Genomic DNA, 15752 nt, shown 5'->3' with positions numbered 1-15752 from the left:
GTTAGTTAGTCTCTGCTAGCTGTTCTGTCTGCTCTTGATGGGCTAATGGTTCTTCTTGCGCTTCAGCCTCTGGAAACAGCTCTGGATTAAATCGGTAGTTGTTTAAAAAATTATTTAAAATACGTCGAAAATGGCCTTTATTTTCATCTGTCATTTCCATAGGTTCAAATAGGGAATAGTTACCATGACTCAAAATATTGATTATTCGCGCATGTAAAACACCATCGGGATCATCATCCCCTTGTTCTATACAGGCTGAAAAGTTTTTAAAACCATGGAAAGTCGCCGTTTTTTCAAGAATGCTTCTCAGAATGTTGAAGTGGTAGGTAAATAAACCACCGGATTCAGATGCTTGATATAACTGCTCTAATAAAGCTACATGATGAAAAAATGGGGTTGAATTGGTATAACGTAATTTATAAGCCTGAGTAGCTTTGTCAAAGCTTAAAAAATAAGGTTGGAGTTTTTTCTTTTCATTAAGCTCATTCCACATAACATTGAAAAACAAAGTGTGATGAGAAGATATGACTGTTTTAATTGTGCCATTCGCATTTTTAAGTAATTGAGCTAGATGACAGGCTACTGCTATTGCGTTGTTGTCATCCAATGATGATATCGGATCATCAATGTAAAGGTATTTGACCCAATCATAGGCTTCTTGTTGGTCAACAGCTAATTGAGCAACAGCTAAGAAAAAACACCAGATAAAAATATTCTCTTCACCACGAGAGACTTTAATATGCTCGACAATTTCTGCACCTGCTTCACCAGTTATTTCCCGTGTAAAACTCACAACTGAATTTTGATAATCAATAATAAAATCGAAATCTGCATAGCGACGTAGAAGCGGCCGAATACGATTTTCCATTTCTAGTTCTTGTAGGCCGTTAAAAAATCGAGAGTCTTGATTAAGTTTCAATACTCGTTGTTCGTCATTTTCTAAATCGTTATCCCAACGGAAAAGATCTTCAGTAAACGCATTAAAATAAAGAGTATCGCGGTTGTCGTCTTGTTTACCAATATCTTTAAACGCCATTGATAAACGAGTTTTACCTGTGCCATTATAAGCAAATAATAGAACTTGATTAATAGTTAACGTCTTGTTTCCACGTTGAATTCCATTGTCCAAAACATCTCGTAATTGAGTAGAGACTGCATCAAGGGAAGAAAAATTCAATTCATTCATAATTTCACCCCATCTATAGATGGAAAAAGCTGCTGTACTATGCCTATTTTATAGGCTTTTAAAGCCTCTACTTTTTTTGTTTGGTAACTTACAAGATAAACAATGGAAGACAGACAATCTGCAATTCTTTCTTGTTCTTTAAGTTTAGGTATTTTTATTCTAAATTTTAGAAGTTCTTTCACAGCTATATTAGCTTGATTAGCGTTGCCACGAGAAATAGAAGCAATAAATTTTTGGTATTGTGTTGTATTTATATTTGAAAACAAAAACCTACCATTAACGTTTTCCTTCATCTCTAGCTTAAGGAGATTCTGATTTAAAAGACCTTGATTATCTGAAGATATATACACACCTCGTCCGACTGCTGAATCAAGTAAATCAGGCCTAGAACCCACAGTTGTTATAATAATTTCTCCTTGTCGTAATCTATACCTTTTATATTGGTCAGCAACTTTAATAGGGGCAAATATTTTTTTATTAGCTGACTTAATATAATCGGTGCCTAAGTCAGATACACGAATGATTCGAATTCCTTTGTCTGTATAGTTTTGAGATTTGAATGCAAAACCTTTTGTATATGTAGCTACATCCTCTAACGTTTTCTCATCCCAGTCGCCGTCATTTAGAAATTCCGGGAAACGATATTCAGGTACAAGTTCATTTTCTGCTGGAAAAAGCTGCTCCATTAAGCCTTTTTTGTGATTATTATATTCTTCAAGTTTTTTAGTTTGCGTTACGATCAACTGGTCGATAGACAATAGAAAGTCAGCTATTTTTTTCTGTTCCTTTCCATCAGGTTTTGGAACGGGCATAGCCATAAACTCACTAGCCGAAATACTCATCCTGTCATGGCGAGCACCTGTATTGGAGATTGCTCGCAAGTAATGATGCCATTTGGATGATTTAAAATATTGTTCGTAAAAATCACTATTTTTATCATTAAAGCTGAAAACAGTGTAGAGAGGAGACATAACTCCTTTTCCAATTTTATTTGTTGAGATTGGCCCTACTGGAGCTGCGGTTGATATACGAGGATTATAAACATAATCATTTTCCTCAACTATGTAATACCCTTGTAAATTACCTTTAACAGCAATGTCTTTTTTAAAATAGTCCTTTTGATCTAAAATTCCATCGACAGCTGAATTGGTTAAAACACGAACAATTTTTTCATCAGTATTTTTTGTCGTTTGTCTTCTGGCAATAGATTTCAGCGGAACTATTTCCCAATCAGGAAACTGCGAACCATCATCCTTTTTAAATCTCAGTTCTGGAGGAGGAATCGTTACTTTTTGATTACTCATATGCTGCAAGCCCCGAAATTTCGCGCCCTTGGGCTAATTTATGTAAGTGTGGAATGAGATCTTCCATTAATGCCCGTTCTGCTGTTCCACGCTCTCGCCAACTTAAATTTAGTGGTTCAAGTAAGTCTGTTAAGTGGTCACCATCAAAAATCATGCGGTGCATTATGCTTTCAACGAAAGTTTGGAGGCTTTGTTCCTCCAATCCGTGCTTTATAGCAATATTTTTTAACTCATTAGCAGACTTATTTGCTTTAAATTGTTGGTAACCTTCGCGAATTTGTTTCTCATTCAGCGCTACGTCAGTACTTAGGCTATTGATATAGTCAATAATATCGTCACGCTCTTCCATTAAGTTTGCGTTGGCGCTGATCATATCAATCAGCTCTTTACGGGTCATTTTTTGTTTACTTGGAGCTTGGGTAGAGTTAGCAATTAATCCAACAATATAATCATAATCAATCACTGCTGAAGCAAAGAGTACAAACTCAAAGTCTAATTGCTGAACATCATCAGGTGTATCCTCATTATTTTGATCTTGTTTACGTTTAAGCTCTTGAGCGATTTCTAAGTATTGCCCTTTAAAACCACACAAAATATCTACTGGCAAAGCTTGTTCAATTACTTGGTGTTGCTCTTTAGTAAGTTCCGTATATTGATCAATTTGAGTCTTGAGTTTTTGTACCTCTTTAAAGTGGTTGATAAAATCAACCTTGGCGGCATCGCCTTTTAAGTTGACCACATCAGATGGCGCACACCCTAAGCCTTTACCTTTCATAAAGGTATTTAACTTCTCAACTGCTGCTTTATACTTTTCAACTACAACAGGCGCTGGATCGACTAGCCAAATTTCTCTATCTTCATTTTCAGGAATATGGCCTGAGAAACGTGAAATAGCTTTGTCGACCTCGTCTTCTTGACCGCGGAAGTCTAAGATATTTCCCCATGGTTTGCTGTCGTTTAATACTCGATTAGTACGAGAGAATGCTTGAATTAAGCCGTGGTATTTAAGATTTTTATCCACATAGAGGGTATTGAGATATTTTGAATCAAAGCCTGTAAGTAGCATATCGACCACAATCACAATGTCGATTTTATTTTTATGAGGGTAATCGGTATTACTGTATTTTTGGTCTTTAATACGTTGCTGTACGTCTTGGTAATATAGGTCAAACTCATTGATGGTGTGATTTGTACCATAATGATTATTGTAGTCAGCTAATATAGCTTTCAATGCAGCTTTTTTCTTTTCTGGCTCAACTAGGTTGTCAGCTTTCTCTTGTGGCAAGTCGTCTTGCAGTTGTTTGATGTCTTTAACATTTTTTTCTACCGTTTTGACATCTGCACCTTTGGCATCGCTATTATAAGACGATTTGTCATCTTTTTCTTTTGGCGGAAGTGCTGGGGGTGAGAAAACACAAGCAATATTAAGAGGTTTGTAATTTTCATCTTCTGCTTTTTTTTGCGCTTGTAACAGCTTAAATTGCTCAACATACTCAATAGCATTATTAATCGATGCGGTGGCCAATACAGCGTTAAAGCGACGGTCACTAGTAGCAGCATCGTGTTTGGCAATAATTTCTTTGACTACAGCTTCTGGAGGTGGCGTGACTTTTTTAGGTTTCTTCTTCTTACCATTTTCATTGTTTGTTTTTTTATCATTTTTCCCAAAGTAATCAATATGAAAACTTAAGACGTTTTTATCTTCTATGGCGTGAGTAATCGTATAAGAATGTAGCTCTTTTTCAAAAATGGCCTCAGTGGTTACATAAGATGCTTGCTTCCCATCTACTTGGATATAATTTGAGTTCTCACTGAATATCGGTGTACCAGTGAAGCCAAACAACTGAGCTTCTGGGAAAAAGCTTTTGATAGCTTTATGGTTGTCACCAAACTGTGAACGGTGGCACTCGTCAAAAATAAAGGCAATGCGTTTATCTCGAAGTGGTTCGAGACGCTCCTTAAACGTTTGTTTGCCTTCTTTAGTTTTACTTTGGTTACGCTTGCTGTTTTCGTCTAGTGCGAGGCCGAGTTTTTGAATAGTGGTGACTATAACTTTGTCGGCATAGTCTTCAGAAAGCATGCGTCGCACAAGTGTTTCTGTATTGGTATTCTCTTCAACGCAACCTTCTTGAAATTTGTTAAATTCTTCTCTGGTTTGACGGTCGAGGTCTTTACGATCAACCACGAACAGGCACTTCTCAATATCTGGATTGTCTTTTAAAAGCGTTGATGCCTTAAAGGATGTGAGCGTTTTACCTGAACCAGTTGTATGCCAAATGTAGCCGTTACCTCGGTTTTGATGAATACAATCTACAATGGCCTGCACTGCATATATTTGATAAGGGCGCATCATTAGCAGTTTCTGCTCTGATTGCACTAGTACCATGTAGCGACTAATCATTTGACCTAATGTACATTTAGCTAAAAAGGCGTTGGCAAATTTATGTAAATCGCCAATTTTTTCATTGTCTTCTTTAGCCATTTCGTAGATTGGTAAAAAGCGCTCATCGGCATTAAAACTAAAATGCTCATTTCTGTTATTCGCAAAATAATAAGTACGGTGTTCATTGCTAACAATAAATAATTGCATGAAACACATGAGCGTATTGCTATAACCGTTACCGATATCACTTTTGTATTTAACTATCTGCTCCATAGCACGGCGCGTAACAATTTGATGATTTTTTAACTCAATTTGTACGACCGGAACACCGTTAATAAGCAAAATAACGTCGTATCGATGGTGACTGTTGTCAGTGTTTATGCGTAACTGATTAATGACTTCAAATTCATTTTTACACCAATCTTTGATGTTAACTAATGTGTAATGTAACGGAGTTCCATCTTCGCGCTGAAAATAGCCTTGCTCGCGCAACGTTTGGGCGGCGGTGAACACATCGGCTGTCACTATTTCATCACGCAGACGTGCAAATTCAGCGTCAGTGAGTTTTACATAATTTAGTGCTTCAAATTTTTTGCGGAAGTTTTCTTCAAGTGCAACCTTATCGCGAATGTCTTGACGGTAGGTATATTTGAGGTCTTGAAGCTTGGCTATTAGGGCGTCTTCGATTTGTTGTTCTTTAGTCATTGATATCGTCCTTAGTTACTTTTTGTTTTTCTATCCATGCATTAATATCTTCGCTTTTGAAACGCCAAGATCCGCCTACTTTAAAGCCCGGAAATTTGCCTTCAGCGGCCAATCTATAGGCTGTTTTTTCAGTTAGCTTGAGGTATGTAGCTAACTCTTTGAGAGTAAGTATCTCGTCAGACATAATGAGCCTCCTGTTGCCTTAGTTGTAGGTTATGAGAAAATTAGGTGATAAACAAGAAATATGAGGATTGAAGCCTTTAAAAGATATACTTTATTATTGTGGATTATCATTTTGATTTTTTATCACAATGATCATCACTTTTGCTGATTGTCTCGCCAGATATAGTGAGCCTCTTGGTGTATTAGATGTAGATTATGAGAAAATTAGGGGTTAAACAATAAATATGAGGAGTGAGGTCTTTGAAAGATATACTTTATTATTGTGGATTATCATTTTGATTTTTTATCACAATGATCATCACTTTTGCTGATTGTGTCGCCAGACATAGTGAGCCTCCCACTGTATTATATGTGGATTATGAGAAAACTAGGGATTAAACAAGGAATATGAGGGTTGTGGTCTTTGAAAGATATACTTTATTATTGTGGATTATCATTTTGCTTTTTTATCACAATGGTCATCACTTTTGCTGATTTAGTCGATTAATGCTCGCCCAAAACCCCACCAAACAGCCTACTATTCTCTATCAAAATGATAAGGCTTTCTGCTGAAAAAATCATATTCTTCATCCTAGCCTGTAAAAATATCTTCATATATTTCAATGCATTGCACCCTATTTCTTATCCTAGCGTTACCTTTCCTGTCAAATCGTCAATTATCTATCCTGAGTTTCAAAACATAAAGGAGTTAAATATGAAACTAGATAATGATCGTTTACTAACTGCCACGGAAGTGCAAGATTTTCTCAATATCAGCGAGACATCACTTTGGCGAAAACGCAAAGATTCGAAGTTTCCTCGACCATACAAGCTTGGTGGAAATGCTTTGAGATGGCGACGTGAGGAAATAGCTCACTGGCTCGAAAGCCAGAGAGAGGTATAGATATGTTTAATCGATTTTGGTCACGATTCTTCAGTAGCGAGAGTTCTGATGAAAGTACGACGTCAACAAAAAACTCAAAACCTGATGACAAAAATAGCGGATCAGAAACTGAAATGACCGAGACATCGAACGAAATAGACTTTCAGCTTATGCCAACTGGCCTTAAAAAGCTTTTGAATAAAGTCGACCTCAGTCATCCTCCAGGTTTGGCCGGTGACATTTGTGAAGATTTAGCAACACTGGAGTATAGAGCGTTACCAAACCTTCGTCCTGCGGCGGCAATGATGATCTTATCCTCTGTCGCAAGGCAAATTGAAAACCCGCCGTATAAGCTAAACCTATATGTCATCTCAACTGCATTGACTGCTAGCGGAAAAGAAGCACATCAAAACTATTTAAAGCAAGCGTTGATGGACCTAGGGCTTGACAGCAAGCTGCACGACACACCTAGGTCTGACAAAACAATTATGTTTGATTTACTTTATTCTGAGGGTTGCTCTATCTACGTCCTAGATGAAGGTCATGTTCTTTTTAGAACAGCTCTATCCTCACGAGCTTCGACATTCGAAAAGAATATGGCAGACCTCTTGCTTCAACTCAAAACAGCAAAACAGTATCGACTTTCCGGAAATCTCAAAAGAGAAGTGCAGGAACAACTAATTGCAAGACTTGAAAAAGCAGATAAAAAGAAATCTAACACCGCTTTTCAACCCGAAGACAAAGAGAAACTGAAGAACCTTTTGGAGCTTACTAATGAATGTATATACGACCCATTTGTTAATCTTATCAGCTATTCAGTTCCACAAAATGTTGCTTTTTTGTTCTCCAAAAAAGAAATCGAAACAGGCCTACTTGGCAGAATAATATTTGTCAGAGGACCATCTAAACGTGCTCCACTTCGAGGACATGACAAGGTGGTACGACCTTCAAAAGATATTTCTGAAAGGCTAAAGGCTATTTCTACAGAAAACTTGCCAACCGAAAGTTTGGCGGCAAGAACGACGCTTCATACAATTAAAGAATACTTGGAGTGCGACGAAAATCGAAACCATGGTATGTATGGCGCAATATTCGCAAGGGGTTACGAACAGATTCGTGTAGTAGCAACATTGCTTGCACTAGAGAGCAAAGAAATTGATCAGTCCATGGTCATTTATGCTTTTAAACAATTCTTAAACAGTCTACATGAATGCGAGACACATCTCTCGACGCAAAGTAAAACAAGCATAGAGGAAAGCCAAAAGCTAGTTGAACTAAAAGTACGAGAGTATTCAGAGCGTCACGGTTCTGGTTCCTTTGGTGTAATTCGAAACAACATTTTCAAATGTAGTGCGCCAATACGAAAACTAGAAAATAACCAAAAAGACTTCCTGTCTAATACGCTTCAAAAATTTGCAGATTTGGGTGTGTTAATAAAGGTTGGTAATAATCAGTATTTGCACAAAAGCTGCATATCTGCCAAAAAACTGAATACCGCAAAAAAGCAGAGCACTTGAGTTGCATAGAACCAATATAAAAGCACCAAATGAGATAGGCTTTAGCCCACTAAAACCTATTAATATAGGTCGCGAGCGGTGGGTTTGCTTCGCAAAGAAAAAACACTGAAGACTTGTTGGGTATTTCGTAAATTATGATAAGTTTTTAATAGAAACAATGGATTTAATAAAAAACAAAGGATGGAATCTATGAATGCAATATCATTGAATGACCTTTCTACTAAAGCGAAAGCTACTAACGTAGAAGCGTCGAAAAGCATAGCTTTGGGAATACTTAAATCAACGTATTCAAAATGCCATGCCAGTTACGAAAAATGGATAGAGAATAATAGACAGGACTATCCTTGGGGCAATGAACAAGACTTCCACAGTCATGTTCAGATTGAGCATCTATCAAACTTGGTTGCTGAAGTCAGTAGCTTTCCTAACATTACAAAAGAACAAATATATTCAAATGCGCTTTGGTTTTCATGGCCTGACCAGGAGATTCTTTTAGCGCCAATGTTTGATAGCACTGCTGAGTTTGAACGTTTGATACGATCGCTTCAAGACATATACTGGGAGGTAAACAATAATGGCAGCAATTAGTAATTTACACTTCCTCACGGAAAATGAGCAGTTGAGTATTCGACAACAAGAAACGACTATGTGCCACTACTGTGAATTTTCAACAGTGTTTCAAGTACTCAATCAAGATACAGGTGACTTTGATACGCAAATGCTCGTATGCAATGAGGGTCGAGAAATCCACGGGCTTATAGTCGACTGTTCAAGTCTTAAACGCGATGAAAGATTGGAATAGCAAAATGATTCCTAATTCAAAAAATTTTGTTGCCGTTAAAAGTCGTTATTATAAGTATGAACCTGCCGTTGCCGTGCTCGACCACGCTCACCATTTGAGAGTTGGATTTACAAAATCACCAAATGTAAGAGTAGAGCACACGTCGTCAAATGTCGGGGTATATGCAAAAGGCGCGGCAACCCCTATCGAAGCGCTAAACTTAATGTATTGTCAGTATCAAAAGGTAACGGGCAAAAAGCCACGATCAGACTTTAACTGTTTATTTGAACATATCGTTATTTTCAGTGAGTCACAATATTACGAACTTGAAAAGAAATATGGGCATAAGAAGGCGAAAGTTTTAGTGCTGAATCGACTCAAAAAATATGCTCAAGCGATTAAAAAACGCTTTGGCTTTGAGCCTATTGCGATTGACTTTCACCTTGACGAAGGTCATGTAAACGATGAAACAGGGACGTTCAAACGTAACATTCACGCACATGTTCAATTCTTTAATTACGATTTTAGCAACAAGATTGCTCCGCTTAGAAAGCTCATAAAAAAGGGAAAAAACAAAGATGGCAGGACAAATCAGCTCAATCCAAATTTTGAAAAAATGCAAGATCTAGCAGCGGAAGCATTTCAAGATCTTAATTTCACTCGCGGCCAATCTAAAAACATTACTAATAAAGAGCATTTGTCAAAAGAGCACTTTGTAAAACAGAAGCTCACTGCTTTAGAAAAGAAATCCGTAGACATCGGCAAGACTAATGAAACTTTAAACGCAGAAATTTCAAAAAAACGAGAAATAGCAGAAAATCTCGCGGTTGATGTAAATAGACTTCAACAGCATTTGAATTCGCTTTCAAAAAATATTAAACAGCTACTGTCCTTGAAGCTGGAACTACAAAAAGCTATTAAAAATCAAAGTATGGTAGCTATTAAAAAGATTTCATTGAAGGCTTCTCAGTTTTTGAACAGGAATGTCATCAAAGCAGAGAAACACAAGAAACAGACTCAAACACTCTAAATTCTCCAAAGACTCTAAGACTTTAAAAATAGAGCATTTAGAGTGTTTAGAGGGCTGGCAATCAATAAATAAAAACCTACGCACTAGTCAAATCAAAGATTATCCTTTAGCTCATCCAACAAATCTGACCAATGTTGCATCATCTCACGCCGCTGCGGCAGATATTTAGCGCGGTTGTATGATTGACGTGTTGTGTTACCTAAAAGATGAGCGAGCTGTGTCTCTACTACGTCTTCGGCATACCCCATTTCATATAAATTGGTTGATGCAGTAGTTCTAAATCCATGAGCACTCATTATCTCTGCATCATATCCTAACGCCCTAAGACGGTTTGCAAGAACATTCTTGCTGAGCGTTTTTCGAGTATCGTTTTGATTAGGGAAAACAAACGAAGAATAGCCAGTATATTTCTTAATTTCTTCAAATTGATATAACATTTGTTTAGACAAAGGAACAAGGTGATCGTTTGCTCTATTCTTTATTTTCTCGGCAGGTATTCTTATTAAATGATCATTTAAATCAACGTATTCCCACTTTAGTAAACGAACCTCTCCAGGCCTTAATAAAAGTCGCGGGGCTAATTTAAGTGCTTCAATTGAACAGTAATTCCCTTTATTATTATTATCGACATCGTAAATTAGCTGCGCAAGATCACCTTTAGATGTAATTGCTGAATAGTGCTGCACCCTTGGTAGCGCACCAATTAGATCGGTCAATGGAAAGTTTTCCGCTGGATTATTTTCAGTATACCCTTTTACTTTCGCATATTTGAAGACCCGATTAATCATCGACAAAACGTCTGGTGCTTTTCTAACGAATCCTGATTCTTTGATTTTATTCATGATATCGTTGATATGTGTACCATTGATTTTTTTAATATGAAGTTTATTAATTATCTTGGTATCTTTCGAAATCCATCGCTTTACTTTGTCCGCGTGATCTTCAGACCATTCTTTTGAATTGTAAACCAGTCGCCACCATTCCATAGCAATTGGCTCAAAGAACATTTCGATCTCAACAACCATGCGTTTGCGTTCTTTTCGTTTTTCCATTGGGTTAATACCCTCTCGCAAAAGTGCTCTGGCATCTTGCACCATTTCTTTGGCTTTACTTAACGACACAGTAGGGTATTTTCCAATCGCCATTTCTTGATGCTTTGAGGCATACTTGTATCGAAAACGCCACAATTTGGAGCCGTTCGTCTTTACTAATATAAATAGACCATCGCCAATCGACTTTTTGACTTGTTTGCGATCTGTCGGACAAACTAGGGCTTTGATTTGTTGATTCGTAATTGACATGTAGGGGTACCATAGTGGGGTATTTTTAGGAATATACCGAATTTTTAATACCAATAATAGAGTGGTACCCCCACTTATACCCTCATTGTTTTGAAATTTAATGCAAGAAGATGAAATTAGTTGCAATCAGCAAAATAAGAAAAAAGCCCCGAATATCAATATAAACGGGGCTTATGAAACTTAATGAAAAACTATGAAAGGTATTAAGGGCAGTTTACATCATGCCGCCCATGCCGCCCATTCCACCCATGCCGCCCATATCAGGCATTGCAGGGCCTTCTTCTTTTGGCGCGTCGGTGATCATACACTCGGTAGTAATCATCAAGCTGGCAATAGAAGCCGCGAATTGTAATGCAGAGCGAGTTACCTTAGTTGGGTCAAGGATACCCATCTCAATCATATCGCCGTATGTATCGTTACCAGCGTTATATCCGAAGTTACCAGTACCGGTCTTAACGGCGTTAGTCACAACAGAGGCTTCAGCACCTGCGTTAGTCGCGATTTGACGCAAAGGCGCTTCCATTGCACGTAGTGCTAATTTAATACCTAGTGTTTGGTCATCGTTGTCGCCTTTGAGGTCAGCAATTTTAGCTGCTGCACGTACTAGGGCTACACCACCGCCGGCCACTACGCCTTCTTCTACCGCTGCACGAGTTGCGTGCAGTGCATCTTCAACGCGGGCCTTTTTCTCTTTCATTTCAACTTCAGTGGCTGCGCCAACTTTAATTACTGCAACACCGCCAGCTAATTTAGCTAAACGTTCTTGTAGTTTTTCTTTGTCGTAGTCAGACGTTGATTCTTCGATTTGTGCGCGGATTTGAGCAACACGACCTTTAATCGCTTCTTCTTCACCGGCACCATCAACGATAGTGGTATTGTCTTTAGTGATAACGATACGTTTAGCGGTACCTAAATCTTCCAAAGTCACTTTTTCAAGCTCTAAGCCGATTTCTTCAGAAATAACCGTACCGCCAGTTAATGTCGCGATGTCTTGCAACATGGCTTTACGACGGTCACCAAAACCAGGAGCTTTTACTGCAGCTACTTTAACAATACCGCGCATGTTGTTTACCACTAGGGTAGCAAGTGCTTCGCCTTCAACATCTTCAGCAATAATTAATAAAGGCTTAGATGCTTTAGCAACCGCTTCTAAAGTAGGTAACATTTCGCGAATGTTAGAGATTTTCTTATCAACCAATAGGATATAGGGAGAATCAAGTTCTACTGTGCCGTTTTCTTGATTGTTCATGAAATAAGGAGACAAATAGCCACGGTCGAATTGCATACCTTCAACAACGTCTAATTCGTTTTGTAGGCTCTGGCCTTCTTCAACAGTGATAACGCCTTCTTTGCCTACTTTATCCATCGCTTTGGCGATAAGCTCGCCCACTTCTGAATCTGAGTTAGCTGAGATAGTACCTACTTGAGCAATAGCTTTGCTGTCGGCGCAAGGTACAGACAATAACTTGAGCTGTTCAACAGCAGCGATAACGGCTTTGTCGATACCACGTTTAAGATCCATTGGGTTCATACCTGCAGCAACAGATTTTAAACCTTCAGTTACGATAGCTTGGGCAAGAACAGTCGCAGTAGTGGTTCCGTCACCGGCTTCATCATTTGCTTTAGACGCCACTTCTTTAACCATCTGTGCGCCCATATTTTCAAACTTGTCTGCAAGTTCGATTTCTTTGGCTACAGATACACCGTCTTTAGTGATGGTTGGTGCACCGAATGACTTGTCTAATACGACATGACGACCTTTAGGGCCAAGGGTTACTTTTACTGCATTGGCTAAGATATTAACGCCAGCAAGCATTTTATTGCGAGCATCTTGTGAAAAACGAACTTCTTTAGCTGCCATGTTTAAATTTCCTCTGAATTCTGTTTAACGGGTTAGTTACTGATTATTCAACGACAGCAAGAATGTCATTCTCGCCAAGGATAAGGACTTCTTCGCCATCCATTTTTTCAGTTTTCACACCGTAACCGTCATTAAAAATAACGATGTCACCGACTTTAACGTCTATCGCTTTCACGCTACCGTTGTCTAAAGTACGGCCATTACCTACCGCGATTACTTTTCCGCGAGTTGATTTTTCAGCAGCAGAACCGGTAAGCACGATGCCGCCAGCTGATTTGCTTTCTTGTTCCTGACGTTTAACGATCACGCGATCGTTTAAGGGACGAATTGCCATTTTCAAATCTCCTGAAAATTCCAATGATTAAGTTAATTTTTACCTCGAAAACTCGAGAGTTGGGATGAACAACTGAAACTTCAATTGTTCGAAAATTTATATAGAACTTTGTTCTGGGAGCATAGATGGGGATAGCCCAGTTGAACACAAGGTGTAGTCATCAAAAAAAATGTACTTTTGTTCAATAAAATGATTAGTTTCTCAAATTTATTGCTGATGGCAGAGGATGAAGTCGTTTTTTGGCGTTTTTGCGCCAAATATTGGTATTAATGTCGATTTGTACTAAATAAGTCTTGTCCGTGTTGCCCGCTTTATGTACAATCCGCGCCGCTTAAAACAGCTACCCTAATTAAGTTCCTTGTCTCAATACAGTTTGGCTGTGCTGTCGAGACTACAACCGTGAGGAGCAATATGATGCGTCATTACGAAATCGTATTCATGGTTCACCCTGACCAGAGTGAACAAGTTCCAGGTATGATCGAGCGTTATACCGGGATTCTGACCCAAAATGGCGGTACTATTCACCGCAAAGAAGATTGGGGCCGTCGTCAGTTGGCTTACCCAATCGACAAACTACACAAAGCGCATTATGTCTTGATCAATGCTGAAGCAACTGCTGAAGCGATTGAAGAATTAGAGACTGCTTTCCGTTTCAATGACGTTATCTTGCGTAACCTAGTTATGCGTACCAAAGGTGTTGTTACTGAACAATCTCCTATGGCTAAAGAAGAGCGTCGTGAAAAGCGTGAAGAAAAGTCATACGACAAACCTGCTCATTCAGAAGCCAACGCTTCTGAAGATGAAGAATAAGGAGAAACAATATGTCTCGTTTTTTTAGACGTCGTAAGTTCTGCCGTTTTTCAGCTGAAGGTGTTGTTGAGATTGATTACAAAGATATCGCAATGTTGAAAAACTACATCACTGAAAGTGGTAAAATTGTACCTAGCCGTATCACTGGAACTAGCGCTAAATATCAGCGTCAGTTGTCAACTGCTATCAAGCGCGCGCGCTTCCTAGCTTTGCTTCCATATACTGATTCTCACAAGTAATCGCTGAGGTAGCAAAGATGGAAATCATACTACTAGACAAAGTTGCCAACCTGGGCGGCTTAGGTGACAAAGTCACTGTAAAATCAGGCTACGCACGTAACTTTTTGTTCCCAAAGGGCAAAGCGGTTCCTGCTACTAAAGTCAACGTTGAGAAATTTGAACAACGTCGTGCTGAATTAGAAGCAAAAATTGCTGAGCAACTTTCTGCTGCACAAGCTCGTGCTGAAGCGCTTGCTGAGTTAGCTGAAGTTACCATTGCAGCTCCTGCCGGCGACGAAGGTAAGTTGTTTGGTTCAGTGGGTACTCGTGACATCGCTGACGCTATTACAGCTGCTGGTTTTGCCACTACTAAAGCTGAAGTTAAATTACCTAACGGTACTTTACGTGAAACAGGTGAGCACACTGTAGATTTACAGTTGCACTCTGAAGTTACTGCAAGCATCAAGATTGTTATTATTCAAGAAGCTTAATTATTAAGAATCTGAATTAGTTTCGATTTATGAAAACACCGCCATTTGGCGGTGTTTTTTTATGAGCGCTTATTCAAACTCAAAGCAGTTTATGCAGCCAGTCTGGATCAAGTTCTGTGGCCTGTTTTATCTGTTCGATGAATATCGCCGTTTTGGGCTGAATGTCTATTTGGCTTAAAAAATACCGAATGCTCAACTTGGCTTGAGGGCGTTCAAGCAGTTTGAATTCATCGTCAATACTGATTTGTCCGTTTTTTAAGACTCTGAAGTACCAGCCGCTTAGTTGATACTGCCTTATAAATAACTGCAGTTTAGGCTGCTTGAATTTTTCATCAATTTTCCAGCACGGGATTCGCGGGCCGCTAACTTGTAAGATCACTGTGCCGACTGCATAAAGATCACCGATACAAACATTGTCTTCGTTCATCTTTTCAACAACGATATTTTCTCCTATTGAGCCCGGCAAAGCTGATTTATACAGTAAAGGAAACCGTTGAATGATTCTTTGGTAGCTCTGTAACGAAAACTGATGTAAAGCGCGTTCAGGGCCACCATGAAAGCGTTTATCGACTTGCACATCATCGATGATGCCGAGAGTGTTCACTTCAACAACATCACGAGGTTTTTTATAAATCCCTGTAGGGCTTAGTTTGGGACCAATTGAGTGACGTTTGCCACTATATAAACCTAAAACTTTCATTAAATTGCTCGATAGATATTTATTTTTTCTGTTTTTAAACCTTTTAGGTTTACTCTGCGACTTACTTAACAACCCACATAATGAAG

General features: G+C 38.7%; 15 protein-coding genes. 7 read left to right on the top strand and 8 right to left on the bottom strand.

Features of this window, described 5'->3' with window-relative positions; all coding sequences use genetic code 11:
• Position 1: 1 nt before the first annotated feature.
• Genes ACEN2L_RS02215 through mads1 form a run of 4 tightly spaced genes read right to left on the bottom strand, consistent with a single transcriptional unit; the run spans position 2 to position 5762 of the window.
• Positions 2–1186 carry an AAA family ATPase gene (locus ACEN2L_RS02215; RefSeq protein ID WP_441741539.1) on the bottom strand — a complete coding sequence of 395 codons (1185 nt, stop codon included), beginning with the start codon at positions 1184–1186 and terminating at the stop codon, positions 2–4.
• A complete protein-coding gene (locus ACEN2L_RS02210) occupies positions 1183–2490 on the bottom strand; it encodes a restriction endonuclease subunit S (RefSeq protein WP_441741538.1) in 1308 nt (435 codons plus the stop codon). Before ACEN2L_RS02210 ends, ACEN2L_RS02215 begins: the two co-directional genes overlap by 4 nt.
• Positions 2483–5578, bottom strand: coding sequence for a type I restriction endonuclease subunit R (locus tag ACEN2L_RS02205; RefSeq protein WP_441741537.1), 3096 nt, complete (start codon positions 5576–5578; stop codon positions 2483–2485). Before ACEN2L_RS02205 ends, ACEN2L_RS02210 begins: the two co-directional genes overlap by 8 nt.
• Positions 5571–5762 carry a methylation-associated defense system helix-turn-helix domain-containing protein MAD1 gene (gene mads1 / locus ACEN2L_RS02200; protein ID WP_441741536.1) on the bottom strand — a complete coding sequence of 64 codons (192 nt, stop codon included), beginning with the start codon at positions 5760–5762 and terminating at the stop codon, positions 5571–5573. Before mads1 ends, ACEN2L_RS02205 begins: the two co-directional genes overlap by 8 nt.
• Before the next feature lie 693 nt (positions 5763–6455).
• Here mads1 and ACEN2L_RS02195 point away from each other — a divergent pair.
• The 4 genes from ACEN2L_RS02195 (at position 6456) to ACEN2L_RS02180 (ending at position 9951) form a co-directional block, all read left to right on the top strand.
• Positions 6456–6644: a helix-turn-helix transcriptional regulator gene (locus tag ACEN2L_RS02195; protein ID WP_441741535.1), complete on the top strand. Its 189-nt coding sequence runs from the start codon at positions 6456–6458 to the stop codon at positions 6642–6644.
• A 2-nt stretch (positions 6645–6646) separates the two neighbouring features.
• Positions 6647–8140 carry a hypothetical protein gene (locus ACEN2L_RS02190; protein ID WP_441741534.1) on the top strand — a complete coding sequence of 498 codons (1494 nt, stop codon included), beginning with the start codon at positions 6647–6649 and terminating at the stop codon, positions 8138–8140.
• A gap of 189 nt (positions 8141–8329) precedes the next feature.
• Positions 8330–8728, top strand: coding sequence for a hypothetical protein (locus ACEN2L_RS02185; RefSeq protein WP_441741533.1), 399 nt, complete (start codon positions 8330–8332; stop codon positions 8726–8728).
• Positions 8729–8925: 197 nt separating this feature from the next.
• Positions 8926–9951, top strand: a complete 1026-nt coding sequence (locus tag ACEN2L_RS02180; protein ID WP_441741532.1) for a hypothetical protein — start codon at positions 8926–8928, stop codon at positions 9949–9951.
• Between the two features lie 92 nt (positions 9952–10043).
• Here ACEN2L_RS02180 and ACEN2L_RS02175 read toward each other — a convergent pair whose 3' ends face one another.
• From ACEN2L_RS02175 to ACEN2L_RS02165, 3 genes are all read right to left on the bottom strand, one after another.
• Positions 10044–11252: a tyrosine-type recombinase/integrase gene (locus tag ACEN2L_RS02175; protein ID WP_441741531.1), complete on the bottom strand. Its 1209-nt coding sequence runs from the start codon at positions 11250–11252 to the stop codon at positions 10044–10046.
• A 214-nt stretch (positions 11253–11466) separates the two neighbouring features.
• Entirely contained in the window at positions 11467–13113 is a 1647-nt protein-coding gene (groL, locus tag ACEN2L_RS02170) for a chaperonin GroEL (protein WP_306022388.1), read from the bottom strand.
• Positions 13114–13156: 43 nt separating this feature from the next.
• Complete coding sequence (locus ACEN2L_RS02165; RefSeq protein WP_306022387.1) at positions 13157–13447, bottom strand: co-chaperone GroES; 291 nt, start codon at positions 13445–13447, stop codon at positions 13157–13159.
• Between the two features lie 411 nt (positions 13448–13858).
• Here ACEN2L_RS02165 and rpsF point away from each other — a divergent pair, with 411 nt between their 5' ends.
• From rpsF to rplI, 3 genes are read left to right on the top strand one after another with little or no spacing between them, the layout of a single operon-like run.
• Positions 13859–14257, top strand: a complete 399-nt coding sequence (gene rpsF / locus ACEN2L_RS02160; RefSeq protein ID WP_441741530.1) for a 30S ribosomal protein S6 — start codon at positions 13859–13861, stop codon at positions 14255–14257.
• A gap of 11 nt (positions 14258–14268) precedes the next feature.
• Positions 14269–14496: a 30S ribosomal protein S18 gene (gene rpsR / locus ACEN2L_RS02155; RefSeq protein WP_306022386.1), complete on the top strand. Its 228-nt coding sequence runs from the start codon at positions 14269–14271 to the stop codon at positions 14494–14496.
• A 17-nt stretch (positions 14497–14513) separates the two neighbouring features.
• The gene (gene rplI / locus ACEN2L_RS02150) at positions 14514–14966 is read left to right on the top strand and encodes a 50S ribosomal protein L9 (RefSeq protein ID WP_306022385.1); all 453 of its coding nucleotides are present in this window, start codon (positions 14514–14516) and stop codon (positions 14964–14966) included.
• Positions 14967–15045: 79 nt separating this feature from the next.
• Here the strand turns inward: rplI and ACEN2L_RS02145 are convergent, their stop codons facing one another.
• Positions 15046–15666: an MOSC domain-containing protein gene (locus tag ACEN2L_RS02145; RefSeq protein WP_441741529.1), complete on the bottom strand. Its 621-nt coding sequence runs from the start codon at positions 15664–15666 to the stop codon at positions 15046–15048.
• Positions 15667–15752 lie beyond the last annotated feature (86 nt).

The sequence above is a fragment of the Flavobacterium sp. W21_SRS_FM6 genome, assembly GCF_052119645.1.
Taxonomy (GTDB): domain Bacteria; phylum Pseudomonadota; class Gammaproteobacteria; order Enterobacterales; family Alteromonadaceae; genus Paraglaciecola.
The sequence above is the reverse complement of the archived record's forward strand: the minus strand, read 5'-3'. Positions and strand labels throughout refer to the sequence as shown.

What these genes read in the sequence shown, in the direction of transcription:
- ACEN2L_RS02215 (WP_441741539.1), bottom strand. Translation starts at nt 1,186, where the DNA reads ATGAATGAATTGAATTTTTCTTCCCTTGATGCAGTCTCTACTCAATTA.
- ACEN2L_RS02210 (WP_441741538.1), bottom strand. Translation starts at nt 2,490, where the DNA reads ATGAGTAATCAAAAAGTAACGATTCCTCCTCCAGAACTGAGATTTAAA.
- ACEN2L_RS02205 (WP_441741537.1), bottom strand. Translation starts at nt 5,578, where the DNA reads ATGACTAAAGAACAACAAATCGAAGACGCCCTAATAGCCAAGCTTCAA.
- mads1 (WP_441741536.1), bottom strand. Translation starts at nt 5,762, where the DNA reads ATGTCTGACGAGATACTTACTCTCAAAGAGTTAGCTACATACCTCAAG.
- ACEN2L_RS02195 (WP_441741535.1), top strand. Translation starts at nt 6,456, where the DNA reads ATGAAACTAGATAATGATCGTTTACTAACTGCCACGGAAGTGCAAGAT.
- ACEN2L_RS02190 (WP_441741534.1), top strand. Translation starts at nt 6,647, where the DNA reads ATGTTTAATCGATTTTGGTCACGATTCTTCAGTAGCGAGAGTTCTGAT.
- ACEN2L_RS02185 (WP_441741533.1), top strand. Translation starts at nt 8,330, where the DNA reads ATGAATGCAATATCATTGAATGACCTTTCTACTAAAGCGAAAGCTACT.
- ACEN2L_RS02180 (WP_441741532.1), top strand. Translation starts at nt 8,926, where the DNA reads ATGAAAGATTGGAATAGCAAAATGATTCCTAATTCAAAAAATTTTGTT.
- ACEN2L_RS02175 (WP_441741531.1), bottom strand. Translation starts at nt 11,252, where the DNA reads ATGTCAATTACGAATCAACAAATCAAAGCCCTAGTTTGTCCGACAGAT.
- groL (WP_306022388.1), bottom strand. Translation starts at nt 13,113, where the DNA reads ATGGCAGCTAAAGAAGTTCGTTTTTCACAAGATGCTCGCAATAAAATG.
- ACEN2L_RS02165 (WP_306022387.1), bottom strand. Translation starts at nt 13,447, where the DNA reads ATGGCAATTCGTCCCTTAAACGATCGCGTGATCGTTAAACGTCAGGAA.
- rpsF (WP_441741530.1), top strand. Translation starts at nt 13,859, where the DNA reads ATGATGCGTCATTACGAAATCGTATTCATGGTTCACCCTGACCAGAGT.
- rpsR (WP_306022386.1), top strand. Translation starts at nt 14,269, where the DNA reads ATGTCTCGTTTTTTTAGACGTCGTAAGTTCTGCCGTTTTTCAGCTGAA.
- rplI (WP_306022385.1), top strand. Translation starts at nt 14,514, where the DNA reads ATGGAAATCATACTACTAGACAAAGTTGCCAACCTGGGCGGCTTAGGT.
- ACEN2L_RS02145 (WP_441741529.1), bottom strand. Translation starts at nt 15,666, where the DNA reads ATGAAAGTTTTAGGTTTATATAGTGGCAAACGTCACTCAATTGGTCCC.